Consider the following 16,914-nt stretch of genomic DNA (forward strand, 5'->3'; position numbering starts at 1 on the left):
GTTTTTGTAAGAAGGGTAAGGGCGGTTGCCGGGTTGTTCAGATTACTTTTTCAAAAATAGTCATGGCGATTTCGAACGCAATCAGCCAGATGATAATCCATTCCAGTGCCGAGGAGTGCCGGTGCTTTTGTTCATCGGCCAGCATTTCGAACAATTCATGGATGGTTTCGAGTTTTTTGGACAGAACCTCGATGCGTTGTGTTATTTCCAGGTATTTGGCGGCGACGCTGTAAAAAGGTTCGTATTCCGGGTATTCCCAGAAAAAATCGGGAATATCGAGCAGGTCGTAATTCAGAATGATATCGCTTTTGGTCAGGAACAGCTGGCCGCGGATTTGGGCTATTTCCTGGCGGTTCAGGTTGATGCGCCCATCCTGGGCCAGTGACTTCGGAATGTAATTGGTATTAGTGATCGTCCTGAGGGCGTGGGTCTCGAAATAGGCCAGCTTGATCGATTGCGCCATGCCCTGGGACAGTGCGAACAACAGGATGGGGTCGGAAGATTCGACTTCTATATGGTCTTCAACAATACGGGTCGTCGAGCAATTGAGCGCGTAGGTGAAATTGTCTTCCTCGACGATCTCAAGCGGGTTATCCGCATGCTCCAGCAGTAAATGATGGAGCCGGGACTGTTGCTCCGGGCCGATGTTCCAGTGCACGGCGGCTCCATACGCGAAAATAACCGACAAGGTCTGATGATCCTCAATCAGCAGGGCGCCTTTAATGATCCTGACTTGTTTTGATTCCGAAATGACTTTTGACAGTTCGGCAATATCAAAACGTTGCGCCAGGCAATAGGCAACGCATTTTTTGATGGACGGATTCTCAGGCATGCGGCATTCTTAAAAGCTCATTCGGGGGCGGTGTGCGGCTGGCTTCCAGCCTGGCACGACTTGCCCTTGAACAGGGTTGATTTATTCGGTTATTTTGACTAACCATCCGTTTTCGCCATCGCAGCGCGGTGATTTGGCATTGACCTTGACGTTAATTCTGGCGGTGACATTTTTCAGTTCGGCCGGCAGTTTGCCTTTTACCAGATAGAAGCTGTCTTTATCTTCGGCCGTGATTGCCACCGGGATCGTTTTTACCGTGACCACAACCTGATCGGGGCTTTGAACCCCGGTGGCCCTGAAGGAAAATTCCGATTCGGGCGCAACCGTCGCCAAATGGGCCGGTTGGAAGTTGCTGACCCGGGCTTTTACACAGGATCCGCCGCTATTGCCGCCACCAACGCTATGGCCGGCATGACCGCTGGCACCGGCCATCGCATCGGTTATAGAAAAAAAAGAAAGACTCAATAAAATGACGAGCAGTTTTGATGTTCTCATGGTTTCCTCTCTAATTATTATATTCAGTATTCGAAGCGATGCTGTGTTTTATAGCCCGGATCGTATGTTGTCGCGTTCCGGGCGGCCGCGGATGGGAGTGTGAAAGGGTTCGATACTAAATTTTTCACAATCCCGGAAGCATGACGACCAGCACGCCCGCCTTGCGGATAATGCGCCGATTATAGAACATTCGCGTAGTCCTGCTCCAGTTGCCGGAAGTTCATCGAGGACATGAAGCGGCTAAAACTCAGCCAGGCCGACAAGCCCATCAGGTCGGTGAACTGGGGCGGCAGGAAACGCGGTGCGATGACCGTGCCTTCCTCAACCAGGTCGGCCAGCACTTTCATGTCCTCGATCATGGTTTTGCCGCAAAACAGCAGCGGGATGCGATCAGGCTTGCCGGTGCTGACCGCCAGTCGCATAAAGTTATAAGTCAGCACGAAACCTTTGATATAAGTCAGGTCCTTGGTGAAAGGCATGCCGTCCGCGCTGCTGCCCCTGAACACCCGGCTGCTGAGCGTGTAGCTTTCTTCCGGGTCCAGGCCCTTGTCCCTGAAGAAATGGAAGATATCCATGAAGTCCGCGCCGTCTTCGGCCAGCGTGATCGCGCGCACCCGGTTGATCAGGCGCATCAGCCGGTTAGGCGTGGAACTGAGAGTCAGAATCTCCATCAAGACCGCCAGCCCTTCCTGCGTGACCGCGGATGAAGGCGGCCCTTTGCCCAGAAACGTGCAGTAAGGCTGGGCCAGGCCGTTCAACGTCGTGCCCAGATGCACCCAGATTTCGTGCACTTCGAGCACGCGCAGGTCGCGCATATTGAACAGGGCGTCCGCGCGCAGTTTGACGTAGTCGGTGCCGGCGGCGGCATCGGCGACGATGCCGTCACTGATCATCGCGCGCAGGCCGTCGCCGGGAAACAGGTTTTCAATCCTGTCGTTGAGAATGGCTACCGCTTCCTTGGCCGTGATGGTTTTGGGTTCTTCAACCAGGAAGTCCAGCTTCAGCAGTTGCGTCAGCGTTTCTTCCATCATGCTGCCGAGGCCGGCGATAGTCGGGTCGCCGACATGAAACACATCGTGCGAGGAACCGTACAGTTCCTGGGAAATATCGGAAAAGATCGGCGTGCCCCGGGACTCCAGCATGCGCACGACGGATTGATACTCGCGGCAAATCTTGCGCATGATCACGCTGAGCGGATTGAGCTGGCCCAGTGTGCGCGCCAGATCGCGTTCGATCTGGTAGAACTCGCGTTTTTTCTCTATCGGATCAAAGCCTAACGGCCGCTGCGAATAATAATCAGGCGACACGGCCGGCGGCTTCCTGCATTTGGCCTCGAAAAAAGCCTGCTTGACGTTGTCGTCCCATTTGATCGCATCCAGAATGCGTATCGGCTGTTGGGCCTTGACGATACGGTCCGAAAGCATTTTGACTTCAGTCAGGTAAGTGGAGGGTTTGGTTGTCTTTTTGCTCATTAAGTGTCTGCCAGCGCTGCAACGGGTCGGGAAATCTTTCAGGCCGGGCCATACCAGTAGCGCAGCCAGACCCAGTATATCAACAGATTGATAAAGCCCAATGGAATTCCAACGCGGGCAAACTCGAAAAAACCCAACGTCGCCCCGTGTTTCTCGGCATGCTGGATAATGATGACGTTGCTGGCGGCGCCCAGGATCAGGAAGTTGCCGGCTATCGTGCTGCCGGCCGCCAGGGCCATCAGCGAGGCGCTATCGCCATGGGTCAGCATGGGCAGATACAGTGCGACCAGCGGCACATTGGAAATCAATTGGCTGAGCGAGGTGCTGAGCAGCATGATCGCCGGCACTGATGTCAGGTCCAGGGCTAACGCATCGACCTGCCGCTGCATGATGCCGGTCTGCCAGACGCTGGCGGTCAGTACAAAGAGAGCGGCAAAAAAGACCAGGGTCGCCCAATCCAGGCTTTTTAGCAGCGACAGCCGGGCGGGGCTCAATAGTATCGGCGGCAAGGCGGCGATCAGTGTGATATGGCTCAAGTTGATCTGGATCGGGCTGCGCAGGCTGACCAGGATGATTTTGACGATGATAAGGCCGATCAATAAGCACAGCGACAACCGGGCGAGCCGCGCCAGTTTCGGGTCCAGCAGTTCGACGGGGTTATGGACCAGCGGCAGGGCGGTGCGGAACTGCACCCGATAAAGCCATCGCAGTATCAGGTACGTGACGGCCAGATTGATCAGCGTCGGCACGGCCAGGGCCTCGAAAAACGTCTGGAAGGGCGCCGCCAAACCGGCATGAGTGGCAATGAGCAGATTCTGCGGATTGCCGATAGGGCTCATGACGCTGCCGAGCGTGATGGCATAAGCCAGTGTCAACAAGAACAGTTTGCCGCTGAGGCCATGCTCCCGCGCCAGTCGCAACACCAGCGGCGTGCCTATGATGGCAAGTGTGTCGTTCATTAAGAGGGCCGAGCTGAAAGCGGCGCCGAACAGGATGCCCATGAGCAGTTGCTGCGCTGATTTGAACCGGTTGAACAAACGATAGGCCAGGTAATACAGATAGCCGCTGAGAACCAGTGTTTGACCTACAGCGAACATGCCCAGCAAAAACAGCATGACATCAAGGTCTATCGCCGTTAAGGCATCGCGCCAGCTAATCTCGCCGGCGGCCAGCACAACCACGGCACCGCCGGCCACCGCTTGCCAGATTTTAATGGTAAAGCGGCCGATTTTGCGCAGGGCGATCAGGATAAACACCGCGATAAGCACGATTAAGGATAGATTCATGGGTTTTGGTGGCCTGCCAGTTTGTAATGATGAGTTTACGAAGCATTTTACCGCTTAACGTGATGCCGCCTGTAAATGCTTGCGCAGCGTCAGTACGAATACCTATTTAAGATTCATTTAAGGCGGGTGTAGGAGAATGCCGTCGATAGCGTTACATAAAGAAAAACCATGAACACTATATCGAAAGACCTAGAAATTGATGTGGGCGGGTTTGTAGCATCAAGGCGCAGGTTTCTGAAGACGATGGCATGTGGTTCTTTGTTAACACTCGGCGGGACCGGAATCGCAAACGCGGCACTCAGACCTTTCCCTACGCACAAGACGCTTTCCCTGCTACACGTTCATACCGGCGATAAGCTGAAGCTGACCTATTTCGAGCAAGGCGATTATCTTCAGGACGCCCTGCACGAAATCAGTTACCTGATGCGCGACTATCATACCGATGACGTTCACCCCATAGACCCGGAACTGCTGGATCAGTTATATGATCTGACAATGGTACTCGGACTCAGGAAACCTTTCCATATCCATTCGGGCTACCGTTCTCCGCGCACCAATGCCAGATTGCGTAAAATGTATCGAGGCGTCGCCAAGCACAGTCTGCATATGAAAGGCAAGGCCATCGACATTCATCTGGACGGATTTGATACGCGTAAGATCAGGAAAGCCGCGCTTGCCATGCGTCGCGGCGGGGTCGGGTACTATCCGCGAGCTAACTTTGTGCACCTGGACACAGGCGATTTTAGGTACTGGTAGATCAAATTCTCATGACGATACGCTTTAGCCTCGAAGCAGTTCCGCTTTTTGATTCATGAGTGCCGCTACCGGCAGCAAAATTTCACTGGCCTGAAATCCGAAAAACGCAATCGCCCCGGCACTTCAGGGATTGATCCATTTATTGTTTCATCCGTTTTCGTGCTACTAGTACCCGTTCGCGGAACCAGACTACCCCAAGTCACTGTGCTCATTGTGAAGGTCCGATACCAAGCGTCCCGTTTTTCTCAAGTAATTGACTAAAACAGACAAAGCCACTGCCAACAAAAATACCACAGCCAGGACAGCGAAGACCGAGTGACTATTTTCGAACCCATAGAGGGCATAGGTCTTCCATGCGACCAGTGCGACGCCGATGAGCAGTGCCTCGACTATCGTTCCGGTTTCCTTATCGAGAGCCTTGCGCCAATTATAATGGTCGAATTCCCGTAAAGTTCGACTCAGGCCACGCAGATTGGGCCAGAAGCGATTGACGGTTTTCGTATAAGTCTCAAACTCCTGACCAAACTTTTTCCTGAGAAAATCCTCTTCCGCCGAAATGACAGCAAGATAGACAAACCCGAAGGACAAGAAGATCAACGAGGAAAGCAAAGGCGAACCGTAGAGTAGGCTCAACCCCATCGTTATCAGAAAATTCCCTACATACATCGGATTCCGTGTGTGTGAATATAATCCTTTCACGACCAGCTTGGTGGCATATACTTGCCGATTTTTTCCACCACGATGAATGTAGGCAAAGCCGATGGTCGCCAGGCGCAATACCTCACCAGCCAAGGCAATCATAATCCCAAGAATCACCATTAACTGGTCGAGTGAGTGGCTTCCTAGGAACAAGGACGGTTTAATCATGATGATTAGTGCGATCGCGATGCCTGGCAACAACATCTTGCGCGCGTGATATAAGACGTTACCCGTGGAGACCAAGAAACGGCTGAGTGGGGTGATACTAGCTGACTGCATGATAATAAACTCCCTTAAAAAATTGAGTGAGATATTGTACCCCTCACTTGGCGTCTGCGGAAATCTCCAGTAAAATCAAGGTTTCCGGTTGGTGGCGGGGGATTGAAATTTCTGACTAAGGCTCCGCATTTTAGCCAACTCGTTTGAGGTCCACTATGGTCCCTAAAAGACTGTTAGTGCCGGATTTATTGCATCTTGCTTTTTAGTATCGTCACATTCAAAACCGCCGCATGAGTTACGAGAACAACAGAAAGATTTTGCCGGCAAACGGGATTATTTCGTATTGTCGCAGTGACCGTGCAATGAGCGATGCTGGAAAAACGGGTAAATTTTCCACAGTTTATTAACACGCTTGGAGAGTGTGCCATGCCTATGGTTTGAATGCGAAAGCGTGGACGCAGTTTATTTTTCGCAAGTGAGTGGAAATCATATGCCACAGTGCTTCGAGTAATCGTCTGGGCCCTGCAATTACTGTCTCCTCCAGAGCTTACTGTAAAGCGGAATTATAACCCTAAGCTAAGGTTTAAAATTTTTTTGGGATCGGTAATAAACCTGTCCAGTCAACAAACAAGCTTTTCCGAAGCGATTAATTTTTTGGATTTCCATGTGCAAAGATCAAGTTTTTAAGGAACAAACTCAAAAGGCTGCAGATTTTAAATTCGGTACCGCGGTTGCCAATGTATTTGATGATATGGTGAACCGTTCGGTGCCTTTTTACGGAGAAATTCAGCGCATGATGGCGGAACTGGCTGCCGACTATGCCACTGCAGGTACAGATGTCTATGACTTAGGCTGCGCTACTGGGACTACTCTAATCGGTATGAACACCTCGATAGCCGAGGATATTCGTTTTATTGGAATTGATGATTCCCCTGAAATGTTGAGCAAATGCCAAAACAAACTGGAAGAAGCCGGTTTTAAACGCCCTTTTGAATTACGTATTGCGGACTTAAATCAAAATGTCGAAATTTCCAACGCATCAGTCGCGATCTTATGTCTGACACTCCAATTTGTCCGTCCCATTAATCGGGAAAAATTGTTGAAATCCATTTTTGATGGTTTAAACGGCGGCGGTGTATTGATTCTGGTGGAAAAAATATTAGCTGAAGACAGCATCTTTAATCGGGACTTCATCAAGTATTATTATAACTACAAGCGACGCAACCATTATAGCGAGATGGAAATTTCACAGAAACGTGAAGCTTTGGAAAATATTCTTATCCCTTATAAACTCAGTGAAAATATCACCTTGTTGCACGACACGGGTTTCGCACATTGCGAAATGTTTTTTAAGTGGCATAACTTTGCCGGACTCATTGCGGTGAAACAATAAATGGATCAGTCCCTGGGGTGCCGGGGCGATTGCGTTTTTGCGGATTTCAGGCCGGTGAGATTTTGCTGCCGGTAGTGGCACTCATGAATCAAAAAGCGGAAGAAGCGTTACCCGAGTCGTCTGATCGATGGAGTGTGGCGTTAACTGAAACTCCTCGGCGGGTGCTCGACGCCATCCTCTATAACCTGAAAGCCGGTTGCCAGTGGGCAAGACCAGCGTGCTCGCTGGTTGGAGTGTCAACTGCCGGGGAGCCGCTCTCCTGTATCTCGCCGAATATTCACGGGGCACAAAAGAGCTGGGGTGCTCAGCGCATTAAACAGAATGAAAGCGCCCGTACGTAATCAGCCAATAATTACCGGATTGCGCTTACCTGACTAATTGGACCGGCGCCGGACTTTTGCTGATGAAAAGCGACTGATCGGACAGGTCGGCCGGTTTTTCCAGGGCGCTCTGCAAAACCGGATCATGATCGTAAATATCCTGGTAAAACACCAAATTATCATGCTGATCGAGAAACGACGTCGTGTAAAAGAACAGAACCGGGATCGGCTTTTTCAGGAGCACGCGTTGCGTTTTCGGCGTCTGCATGGCTTGCTGTATGGTTTCCGGGCTCCATCCCGCCTGGTCTTTAAGGACGAACTCCGCCAGCCGCTGAGGATGTTCAACCCGCACGCAGCCGTGGCTGAAATCCCGGCGCGACCTGCCAAACAAGGCATTGGCCGGCGTGTCATGCAGATAGACGTCGCTCTGATTGGGGAAAATGAATTTTACCTTGCCCAGGGCGTTTTTGTTGCCGGGGCGCTGCCGGGCTTTTAATGTGCCTTTTCTCAACCGGGAAATTGATTGGTCGGTCAATGGCACGGCCTTGACTTCATTGCCGAAATTGGGAACCAGTTCGATATTCTCCTTGGCGAGGTAATTTCGGTCTTTGATTATTTTAGGCAATACTTCGGTTTTCAGAATGCTGTAGGGGATATTCCAATACGGCATGAAATCAATAAACCGCATTTCCGCCATCAACACCGGTGTCTGGTTTTCCAAAGCCTTGCCGACCACCACTTTCATGTTCAGCGCCTCGGCATCGATTTCCCCTTGGGCGTTGAACGCCCATAACTGGAAGGCGGGAATATTAACGATAATCGACGGTCCGGCCGGGAGTTCAGGCAGCCAGCGCAGCCTTTCCATGGCTAGTTCGATTTGCGTGACACGCTGTTTTAGCGGCACGTTGAGTGCCGCGGCGGTATTTTTGCCGATCACGCCGTCGGCATCCAGGCCGTGCCGATACTGGAAATTTTTAACGGCCTCAACGATTTCGCCCGTATAAATCGGCGCGGCTTCGTCGTTGCCGCCTTCGTCGGCTTTATCTTCAGGCAGGTCGCCGACCGCGATCAGGAACCGGCGCAGCTCCGCCATTTTCGGCAGCTTATCGTCGGGCCGTATGGCGTTGGCGTAGGTCAGTTCAAAAGGCCGGGCTTCGGCGGCCAGTCGGCGATAAGCGGCTAAAGCCTGCTTCAGCTTTTGATACTGCTTTAATTTCGGCTCGACCAACAGGGGCAGTTTGGCAATCGTATCTTGCGCCAGACTGTCTTTAATCAGCGCCGGCAAATCGGTCAGTTTTTTTGCCCTTAGCTTCAGGTTGAAATTGATGCCTTGCGGATTAACCCGGCCGTAATGCAGGTCGTGCAGGAAACGCAGCAGGGACAGGCTCAGCGCCGTATCATACAAGGCGAGCGAGTGATGGTTTTCAGGATCGGGCTGCAAGGCCGCCGGCAGTTTCCGCTGTAGCGCCTCGGCGTCATAATTCGCCGGATTCAAGCCGTGTACCGAAGCTTCTTCCAGCAACGTCAGGGCTGTGGCGATATTTTTTTCCGAATGATCATGGCCCAGCCATAACAGCTGATGGCCGCTGAGCCTATAGAGATTCTCGAGATCCTCCGCGCGATTGAGGAAGCTGGACAGTTTCAGGTATGGATGCTGTTTTGCCGCGATAATGGCGATGATTTCCTGCTCCACGCCGGCCGGCTGGCCGTCCGTCTCCTCCGCGTGCCCCCACGGCGAGGATACCATCAGGGAGAACAGCATCAACAACCGGCCGATATAGCGCCTGCTCCGCCGTTTTAGGTCAGTTTGCGATAATTTCGAGATGCCGGAAACATAATGAATCCCATAACTATAACCATTTGCCAATATAATCAGCCGCATGCAATGTAACACCTACTTATAATCCAGTTCTAAAACCCGACGACGCCGACGTACCGCTATCACGCCGCGCATTCTATCATAGAGCCGAAGCTTGACAGTTATTTACATGAGCTCATTGAAATTTAAGATTACTTTGCTAGTTTATAAAACGGATGTACTGTTCGGATTATGTCGGGCTGTTTTTTTCAGGCGCTCCACTATTATTGGTTTAATAACTGATGTTACGCAGTAAGTTGAATTCAGATCGGTTTAGCAAAGTGTCGCTAGCGCGACGATTGTTTGAATCGGGTTTATCGCACCCGAAGGCGAGTTACTTTCTTTTGCGCGGCCAAAAGAAAGTAACCAAAGAAAAGGCCGCCCGTTGCCGCTTTTTCCTTGCGCTCCTCGCTCTTGTGCCCCTTGCGGGTATTCGACGAGGGTTGCCAAAAGGGACTTCCTGTCCCTTTGGCAACGCGCTGCATCCATGCAGCGCCCCTTTGGGCTGCTCACTCGGCACATCCCTGTACCTCGCTCTTTGGGTGCGATGCATGCAAATCGGCTATCCTGCCGATTTGTCTCGCCGAAAGCTGCGGTGCTCGGCGCGGCAAACGGGATAAAATTGTCCGTGCGTAACATCAGTTAATAACGACCCGGAAGCAGGCTGATAATGGCCGGGTTTCTGATAGAATAGCCGAACAATCGGGCATGGCGTCCCGTTCTGTAACGGTGTAATACCTTCTGTTTTTCTCCCTGTTGTCCTTAATTCTTCATGAAAAGTATGAATTCCCGCTCTGCTGTTAATTCAATGACTCATCATTTACTGTGCCTGGTGCTTATTCTCTGTTTCGGCTCATTTCCGGTCTGGGCAGAACAAACATCGTCCAATACGGCGCAGGAAAGAGGCAATGCCGGCATTACCCCGGATGCGTTGCAGGCCAGGATCGAAGCATTGAACGCGCGGCAAGGCCTGGATGAAGCCTTGAAGACCAAGATGCTCAAGTTCTATCAGTCCGCGCAGGACAATCTGGCCAATGCGGAAAAATTCAACAATCAGGAGGCCGGCTTTAAGGAAGCCGTTGCCAAGGCGCCGGATAAAACCAGACGTCTGCAAAAGCAGATTGACCAGCTCCAGAAAAAACTGGCCAAACAAAAAATAGAGGATTTCAGCAATATCCCCATCGCGGAGCTGGAGCAGCGGCTTATTCTTGAAAGAGGCAAGGTCAGCAGCCTGGATGAGCGGATTAGAAGGCTGGAAGACGAGCTGATGAGGCAAAACAGCCGCCCGCAGCTCATACGCGAGGAAATCGTGGCGGCCGAACAGGCGCTGGATTCGGCACGAAAACAATTGGACTTGCCTGCCGGCAATGCCGATGCAAAACCCGAGCTCGAAGCCTGGCAGATGCAGTTGAAAACCCTGATCGAATCACGCGCGGCCGAGCTGAAGATGCTGGAAATAGAGGCAATGAGCAACCCGGCCAGGGTGGAGCAGATCAAAGCAGAGCTACAGTTGCTGAATGTGGAGAAAGCCGCGCTGACACCCGTGGTAAGCGCCATTGAAAATCTGCTGGCCGAGAGGCACCTGGAGGAAGCCCGGGAGGTGCAGGAAGCGCTCAGCCAGGCGGAAAAAGAAATTGCCGGCAAGCATGCGGTAATTCAGGTCGTTACACGCGAAAACATTCAATTGAGCCGGGATTTGCAAATTATCACGACCAAGATTGATAAATACGCCGAACAAAAAAACCGTGTCGATGAACAATCCACGGAAATCAGCAACGATTTTAAAAGCGCCGAAAAGAAAATCAGCCTGGCCGGACTGAGTCCCGCGCTGGGCAAGATATTGCGCGAGCAGCGCCGCAATCTGCCGACTGAGGATCAATTTGCGCAGCAATCGCAAACGATCCAGAACGAAACGGCTTTAACCAGTCTTGAGCAATTCAAGGTTGAGGACAAGTTGAAAAAGCTCACCAATATCGATGACGAACTGCGCATGTTCATGGAGCAAGTCGATGCGGCAATGCCGGCCGACCGGCGCATGATGATACAGGCCGAATTGCGCATGCTGCTGGACAGCCAGAAAGACTTGTTGAATAAGCTGTCGGCTGATTACACCACCTATCTGCGCACGCTGGGCGATCTGGATTTTGCCAGGCAGCAGATGATCAAGCAGGCTGAGAGTTTTGCCGTCTATCTGGACGAACGCTTATTGTGGGTGCCCAGTTCCGCCCCGATCGATTCGGATTTTATCGTCGACTTGTACCATTCGATTCAATGGCTGCTGTCGCCGCACAACTGGCTGGCCGTGGCTAAGGGTACGTTCCGGGTGGCGTTGCAAAACCTGTTTCTGAGCATAATTGCCTTGTTCGTCATGACGGTTTCCATATTAGCCAGGAACTGGGCAAAACGGCAGTTGACGGCCATTTCCCAAAAAGTCGAGAAAATTTATACGGATAAATTCAACTATACCTTGGAGGCGCTGGCATACACGCTGGTGCTGGTGTTGCCGCTGCCGCTGTTTCTTTATTATCTGGGCTGGTTTTTAGCCACTCATGCCCATATTGACGATTTTAGCCGGTCGGTCGGGGCAGGTTTGCAGGGCATTGCGGCTCCCTGGTTTTTCCTCGAGTTTTTTTATCGGCTGTTTGCCGCCAAAGGCATTGCGCGTAAACACTTTCAATGGCAGGAAAGCACAACCGGATTTCTGCGCAGCCAGATCGCCTGGATCCGTTTTATTGTCCTGCCGGCCCTATTCACTATACATGCCGCCGAAGCGTCCAGCATTTCAAGCCATAGCGATAACCTCGGCCGCTTGGCTCTAATTATCGTCATGATGGTCATGGCGGTCTTTGTGGCCAAGGCGTTAAAACCGTCCTCGGGCCTGTTGCGGGATTACATTAAAGACAACTCCGACGGCTGGGTGGCCCGGCTGCGCTACATCTGGTATCCGGCCAGCATCCTGGTGCCTGTCATTGTGATTGGCTTCGCCGCCGCCGGCTATTATCAGAGCGCGGTGGAATTGCAGCAAAAACTGACGGTTACGCTGCGGCTGCTGTTTGTGTCCGCTATCGTGCATCAAATGGTCGTACGCTGGTTAACACTGGTCAATCGGCAGTTGGCCTTGAAAAATGTCCGGCAAAAACGCAAAAGCGCGGCCAGCAGTAGCACGAAGCAAGCGGCGGCAGGCGCGGAAGACCCCGTGCTGCCCGGTGACGAAGAGCTGATCGATATTCCTAAGATCAATGCACAAACCACGAAACTGCTGAATGTCTTTATCGGTTTCGGCCTCGTTATCGGATTCTGGATGATCTGGGAAAACATCCTGCCGGCGTTTTCGTTTCTGGACAACATCGTGCTCTGGCAACATCAGGTGATCGCCGATGGAGAGGAAAGCTATCAACCGATAACGCTGACTAATTTGCTGCTGGCCGGACTGTATGTGTTTATTGTCATCGTCTCCGTGCACAATTTTTCCGGTGTCGTGGAAGTCTTGATATTCAGGCGCATATCGGTGGCGGCGGGCAGTCGCTATGCGGTCAATCAGCTGGCCAAGTATGTGCTGATCTCCATCGGTTTTATCAGCGTCGCCAATGAACTCGGCGGCAGCTGGTCGCAGGTGCAGTGGCTGGTGGCGGCGCTCAGTGTCGGCCTGGGCTTCGGCTTGCAGGAAATCTTCGCCAATCTGGTGTCCGGCATCATTTTGCTGTTCGAGCGGCCGGTGCGCGTGGGCGATACCGTGACTATCGGCGATATCAGCGGCAAGGTCAGCCGTATCCAAATGCGTGCCACGACGCTGATAGACTGGGATCAAAAAGAACTGATCGTGCCGAATAAAACCTTTATCACCAGCCAGCTCGTGAACTGGACCTTAAGCGATGCGACTACCCGGGTCGTGATTCCTGTAGGCATTGCTTACGGCTCCGATGTGGGATTGGCGCATAAAGTCATGATCGATACGGTACGTTCCATTCCGCAAGTACTGGCGGACCCTGAACCCGGCGTCGTGTTTGTGGGTTTCGGCGAGAGTTCCTTGGATTTTTCCATTCGGGTTTATGTCAGTGAGCTGGCGAACCGGGTGCCTGTCACGCACGACTTGCTCGTTCGGCTCGATCAGGCCTTCCGCGACAACAATATAGAGATCCCTTTTCCGCAAAGGGATATTCATGTCCGTTCCATTGTGCGGGAAGCGAAGATCATCAGCTCAGAGAATGTACAGCCTCAGTAGGCCGGGCTGGCGTTTGGCCAAAGCCCGGCCTTGGCGATTTTCAGGAGGCCGGGTTTATCAAAGGCGGCATGCTATCAAGAATGGGGCGCATTTCGGGTCGAATCAATTCGACCCTAAGGATCTGCTGCCGGATGGGGGGCGTCAGGCAAGCTGCCGGTAATTGCCGCAATAATACAGCAGCGGATCGCCCGAACGGCAAATCGTGTCCTGCACTTCGCCGATCATGATCCAGTGCGTGCCGGCGCGCACTTTCTCAACCACTTTGCAATCCAGCGACATGAGGCTGTCGGTCAGGATGGGGGCACCGGTCGTGCCGGGTTCCCAGGCGGCATTCTCGAAGCGCTCTTTCTGGCTGCGGCCGCCGGCGAACTGATTGGAAACGTCCTGCTGGTCCGAAGTCAGTACATTGACGGCAAAGCACTGGCTTTCTTCAATGCCCGCGCCGGTATCGGCCGAGTCATTGATGCATACCAGTATTTGAGGAGGGTCGACTGAAACGCTGGAAAATGCGGTGACGGTCATGCCTTGCACCCCAAATTTCCCGGATTGTGTGGTAACCACGGTGACGCCGCTGGCCCAAAGTTGTAGCGCTTTTTTAAAATCATCAACACTGACAGGCATTCATTTCTCCGATTATTCCAGCTTGAGGCAGGGCTCAGGCATTTAAAGTGATTGGAGCGATATGGTACAACACCTGACCGTGCTTGTTAAATAGTCGGGCTTGCACGCCAGGTATTGCACTATTGTCGGGAAACAGGCGGCACCGGGGCCTGTCAGCTCTGCTCGGCGCGGTGGCGGGTCAATTCTTCCGGACTGAAATCATCGACGCTGATGGCGGCGATTCTGGCCTGCTCGGCGGCGGCGATCAAGTCCGCTTCATGCGGCGTGATGATGCCCAAAGTTACCGCTTCGGCAATAATGTCGGTTTGGGCGCCTTTAGGCAATTGCTTGCGCTGCTGGGCGGCACGGAGTTTGGCTTCCACGGGCGCTGCGGCCAGTACGGCTTTAAAAGCGACTTCAATGCGGCCGGTCGCATCGTCGGGTTTATTGTTGATATAAATGCCATGGGTCAAGCGGTCGCGCGTCGGGGTATCCGCCAGCAGCAGGGAGGCGGTTTTGTGGATCAGCCGGTCATTGGGCGGGGCATAAGGCTTGCCGATCGGAAAGGTGAGCAATCTCAACAGCAGTGCGACAGGCCGCAACGGCAGTTTCCATAAGATAGCCAGCAATGATTGTTGTGTCCGGTGCAGGGTTTGCTGGCAGGCCCAATGCAGCAGGGGCGCATCGTCAGCGGGGCAGTCCTGATCATGGAAATGCTTAAGCACGCAGGAACACAAATACAGATTGCTCAAGGCATCGGCAAACAGCCCCGAGATTCTTTCCCGGCGCTTCAGCGAGCCGCCCAAGGTCAATAAAGCGAAATCGGCGATGAGCGCGAAATCAACGCTCAGACGCGCGATCCGCCGGTAATAGCGCTTGGTCGTGCGGTCGCCGGGCAATCGGCGCAGGAAACCGGCGCCGGTCAGTCCCAGCCATAAGCTCGCGGCCAGGTTATGGAGGAAAAAGCCGATATGCTGGAACAGGATCTCGTCGAATTGCCGCAGCGCCTGCGTGGAAGGCTCCTGCTGCAAGGCGGCCATTTCCTTTTGGATAAACGGGTGGCAGCGGATGGCGCCCTGGCCGAAAATCATCATCGTGCGGGTCAGGATATTGGCGCCCTCGACGGTAATGCTGATCGGTATCACCTGATACAGCCGGCCCAGGTAGTTGCGCGGCCCCATGCAGATGCCCGAGCCGGCCTGGATATCCATGCCGTCGTTGATGACGCGGCGCATGCGCTCGGTCAGTTCGTACTTGACGATGGCCGAAATCACCGAGGGCTTTTTACCATAGTCCAGGGCCGCGGTCGTGACCTGGCGCGCGGCATCGAGAATATAGGTTTCGCCGGCCATGCGCGCGAGCGGTTCCTGCACGCCCTCGAATTCGCCGAGCGGCAGATTGAACTGTTTGCGGATGCGGGCATAAGCGCCGGTATTGCGGCAGGTGACTTTGGCCGCGCCCACGCTCAGCGCCGGCAGCGAAATGGCCCGGCCCGTGGCCAGGCACTGCATGAGCATTTTCCAGCCGTTGCCGACTTGTTCGACGCCGCCGATGACCCAGTCCATCGGAATAAACACATCCTTGCCCCAATTGGGTCCGTTCTGAAACGCCGAATCGAGCGGAAAATGGCGCTTGCCGATCGATACGCCGGGCGTGTTGGTCGGTATCAGGGCCACGGTGATGCCCCTGCTTTCCTGGTCGCCGATCAGCCGGTCCGGATCGTAAAGCTTGAACGACATGCCCAGCACCGTGGCGACGGGACCCAGCGTGATATAGCGTTTTTCCCAGTTAAGGCGGATGCCCAGCACTTCCCGGCCTTCAAACTGGCCCCGGCAGACGATGCCGGTATCGGGCATGGCGCTGGCATCGCTGCCCGCATGCGGGCCGGTCAGCGCGAAAGCCGGGATTTCCTCGCCCGCGGCCAGGCGCGGCAGATAATAGTCCTTTTGCTGCTCGGTGCCGTATTCCAGCAGCAATTTGGCGGGCCCGAGGGAATTGGGCACCATGACCGTGACGGCCGCCGTGGTGCTGCGGCTGGCAATCTTCATGACGCAGGCGGAATGCGCCGTGTGGGAAAAATCCAGGCCGCCGTATTGCTTCGGAATGATCATGCCGCAGAATTTGTGCTTTTTGATATAGTCCCAGACCGTTTCGGGCAGGTCCTGGCGGTTGTGCGTGATGTCCCAGTCATCGAGCATGGCGCAGAGGGTTTCGACGGGACCGTCCAGGAAGGCTTGTTCTTCCTCGGTCAACGAGATGGCCGGCACGTTCCGCAGCACTTTCCAGTTCGGGCTGCCCGAGAACAGTTCCGCGTCCCACCAGGTATTGCCCGCTTCCAGCGCTTCGCGTTCGGTTTGCGACATGGTGGGCAGCGCCGCCTGCATCAGTTTGAAGATCCGGCTGCTGATAAACTGTCGGCGCAGGCGGCGGACATTAAACAGTATCGCTAAAAACAAAAAGCCGAGCCACAACAAGGCATTCAGCAGCGGCAGGTTACTTAACAGGGTATAAACACTCAGGAACAGAGTGGCGACGATTGTCGATCTCAGCAGCGACGTTCTGTAATAGGCAAGCACCCCCAACAGGATGATTAGGGCAAGTAACCAGAGCATTATTATTCTCCTTGGTTTGTGATGAATGTGCATTCAACATGAAACTTCGCGCTGAATACACAATTTTTATTGCCGGCTTTTTTCAATTCCCTAACGGTTGATACGTACGGGCCGCCTGAAACTGTTAACGTTTTCGATATTAAAGTTTAG

12 protein-coding genes are annotated in these 16,914 nt (G+C 53.3%); 4 read left to right on the top strand and 8 right to left on the bottom strand.

Annotation, left to right across the window (positions count from 1 at the left end; genetic code table 11):
* Nucleotides 1-37 precede the first annotated feature (37 nt).
* The 4 genes from METMA_RS0116955 to METMA_RS0116970 form a co-directional block, all read right to left on the bottom strand.
* The gene (locus METMA_RS0116955; protein WP_020160303.1) at nt 38-832 is read right to left on the bottom strand and encodes an RMD1 family protein; all 795 of its coding nucleotides are present in this window, start codon (nt 830-832) and stop codon (nt 38-40) included.
* 81 nt (nt 833-913) lie between these two features.
* Nucleotides 914-1,327: a hypothetical protein gene (locus METMA_RS0116960; protein ID WP_020160304.1), complete on the bottom strand. Its 414-nt coding sequence runs from the start codon at nt 1,325-1,327 to the stop codon at nt 914-916.
* Nucleotides 1,328-1,506: 179 nt separating this feature from the next.
* Nucleotides 1,507-2,799 carry a flavohemoglobin expression-modulating QEGLA motif protein gene (locus METMA_RS0116965; RefSeq protein WP_020160305.1) on the bottom strand — a complete coding sequence of 431 codons (1,293 nt, stop codon included), beginning with the start codon at nt 2,797-2,799 and terminating at the stop codon, nt 1,507-1,509.
* A 38-nt stretch (nt 2,800-2,837) separates the two neighbouring features.
* A complete protein-coding gene (locus tag METMA_RS0116970; RefSeq protein ID WP_020160306.1) occupies nt 2,838-4,085 on the bottom strand; it encodes an ArsB/NhaD family transporter in 1,248 nt (415 codons plus the stop codon).
* A 168-nt stretch (nt 4,086-4,253) separates the two neighbouring features.
* Here METMA_RS0116970 and METMA_RS0116975 point away from each other — a divergent pair, with 168 nt between their 5' ends.
* On the top strand, nt 4,254-4,841 hold the full coding sequence (locus METMA_RS0116975) for a YcbK family protein (protein ID WP_051114364.1): 588 nt from the start codon (nt 4,254-4,256) through the stop codon (nt 4,839-4,841).
* 189 nt (nt 4,842-5,030) lie between these two features.
* Here METMA_RS0116975 and METMA_RS0116980 read toward each other — a convergent pair whose 3' ends face one another.
* Nucleotides 5,031-5,819 carry a methyltransferase family protein gene (locus METMA_RS0116980; protein ID WP_020160308.1) on the bottom strand — a complete coding sequence of 263 codons (789 nt, stop codon included), beginning with the start codon at nt 5,817-5,819 and terminating at the stop codon, nt 5,031-5,033.
* 604 nt (nt 5,820-6,423) lie between these two features.
* Between METMA_RS0116980 and cmoA the strand changes: the two genes are divergently transcribed.
* A complete protein-coding gene (gene cmoA, locus METMA_RS0116985) occupies nt 6,424-7,152 on the top strand; it encodes a carboxy-S-adenosyl-L-methionine synthase CmoA (protein ID WP_020160309.1) in 729 nt (242 codons plus the stop codon).
* 83 nt (nt 7,153-7,235) lie between these two features.
* A complete protein-coding gene (locus METMA_RS27105; protein WP_027147411.1) occupies nt 7,236-7,493 on the top strand; it encodes a hypothetical protein in 258 nt (85 codons plus the stop codon).
* Between the two features lie 25 nt (nt 7,494-7,518).
* On the opposite strand, the gene METMA_RS0116995 is transcribed toward METMA_RS27105, so the two are convergent.
* Nucleotides 7,519-9,354 carry a L,D-transpeptidase family protein gene (locus METMA_RS0116995; protein WP_020160310.1) on the bottom strand — a complete coding sequence of 612 codons (1,836 nt, stop codon included), beginning with the start codon at nt 9,352-9,354 and terminating at the stop codon, nt 7,519-7,521.
* 784 nt (nt 9,355-10,138) lie between these two features.
* Here METMA_RS0116995 and METMA_RS24895 point away from each other — a divergent pair.
* A complete protein-coding gene (locus METMA_RS24895) occupies nt 10,139-13,552 on the top strand; it encodes a mechanosensitive ion channel domain-containing protein (RefSeq protein ID WP_020160312.1) in 3,414 nt (1,137 codons plus the stop codon).
* Between the two features lie 141 nt (nt 13,553-13,693).
* Here the strand turns inward: METMA_RS24895 and METMA_RS0117010 are convergent, their stop codons facing one another.
* Both METMA_RS0117010 and METMA_RS0117015 read right to left on the bottom strand, forming a co-directional pair.
* Nucleotides 13,694-14,173 (bottom strand): flavin reductase family protein, encoded by a 480-nt coding sequence (locus tag METMA_RS0117010; RefSeq protein ID WP_020160313.1) that lies wholly within the window; start codon nt 14,171-14,173, stop codon nt 13,694-13,696.
* Between the two features lie 152 nt (nt 14,174-14,325).
* Nucleotides 14,326-16,764 carry an acyl-CoA dehydrogenase gene (locus METMA_RS0117015; protein WP_020160314.1) on the bottom strand — a complete coding sequence of 813 codons (2,439 nt, stop codon included), beginning with the start codon at nt 16,762-16,764 and terminating at the stop codon, nt 14,326-14,328.
* Nucleotides 16,765-16,914: the final 150 nt, after the last annotated feature.

This window comes from Methylobacter marinus A45 (assembly GCF_000383855.1).
In the GTDB taxonomy this organism is placed as follows: domain Bacteria; phylum Pseudomonadota; class Gammaproteobacteria; order Methylococcales; family Methylomonadaceae; genus Methylobacter; species Methylobacter marinus.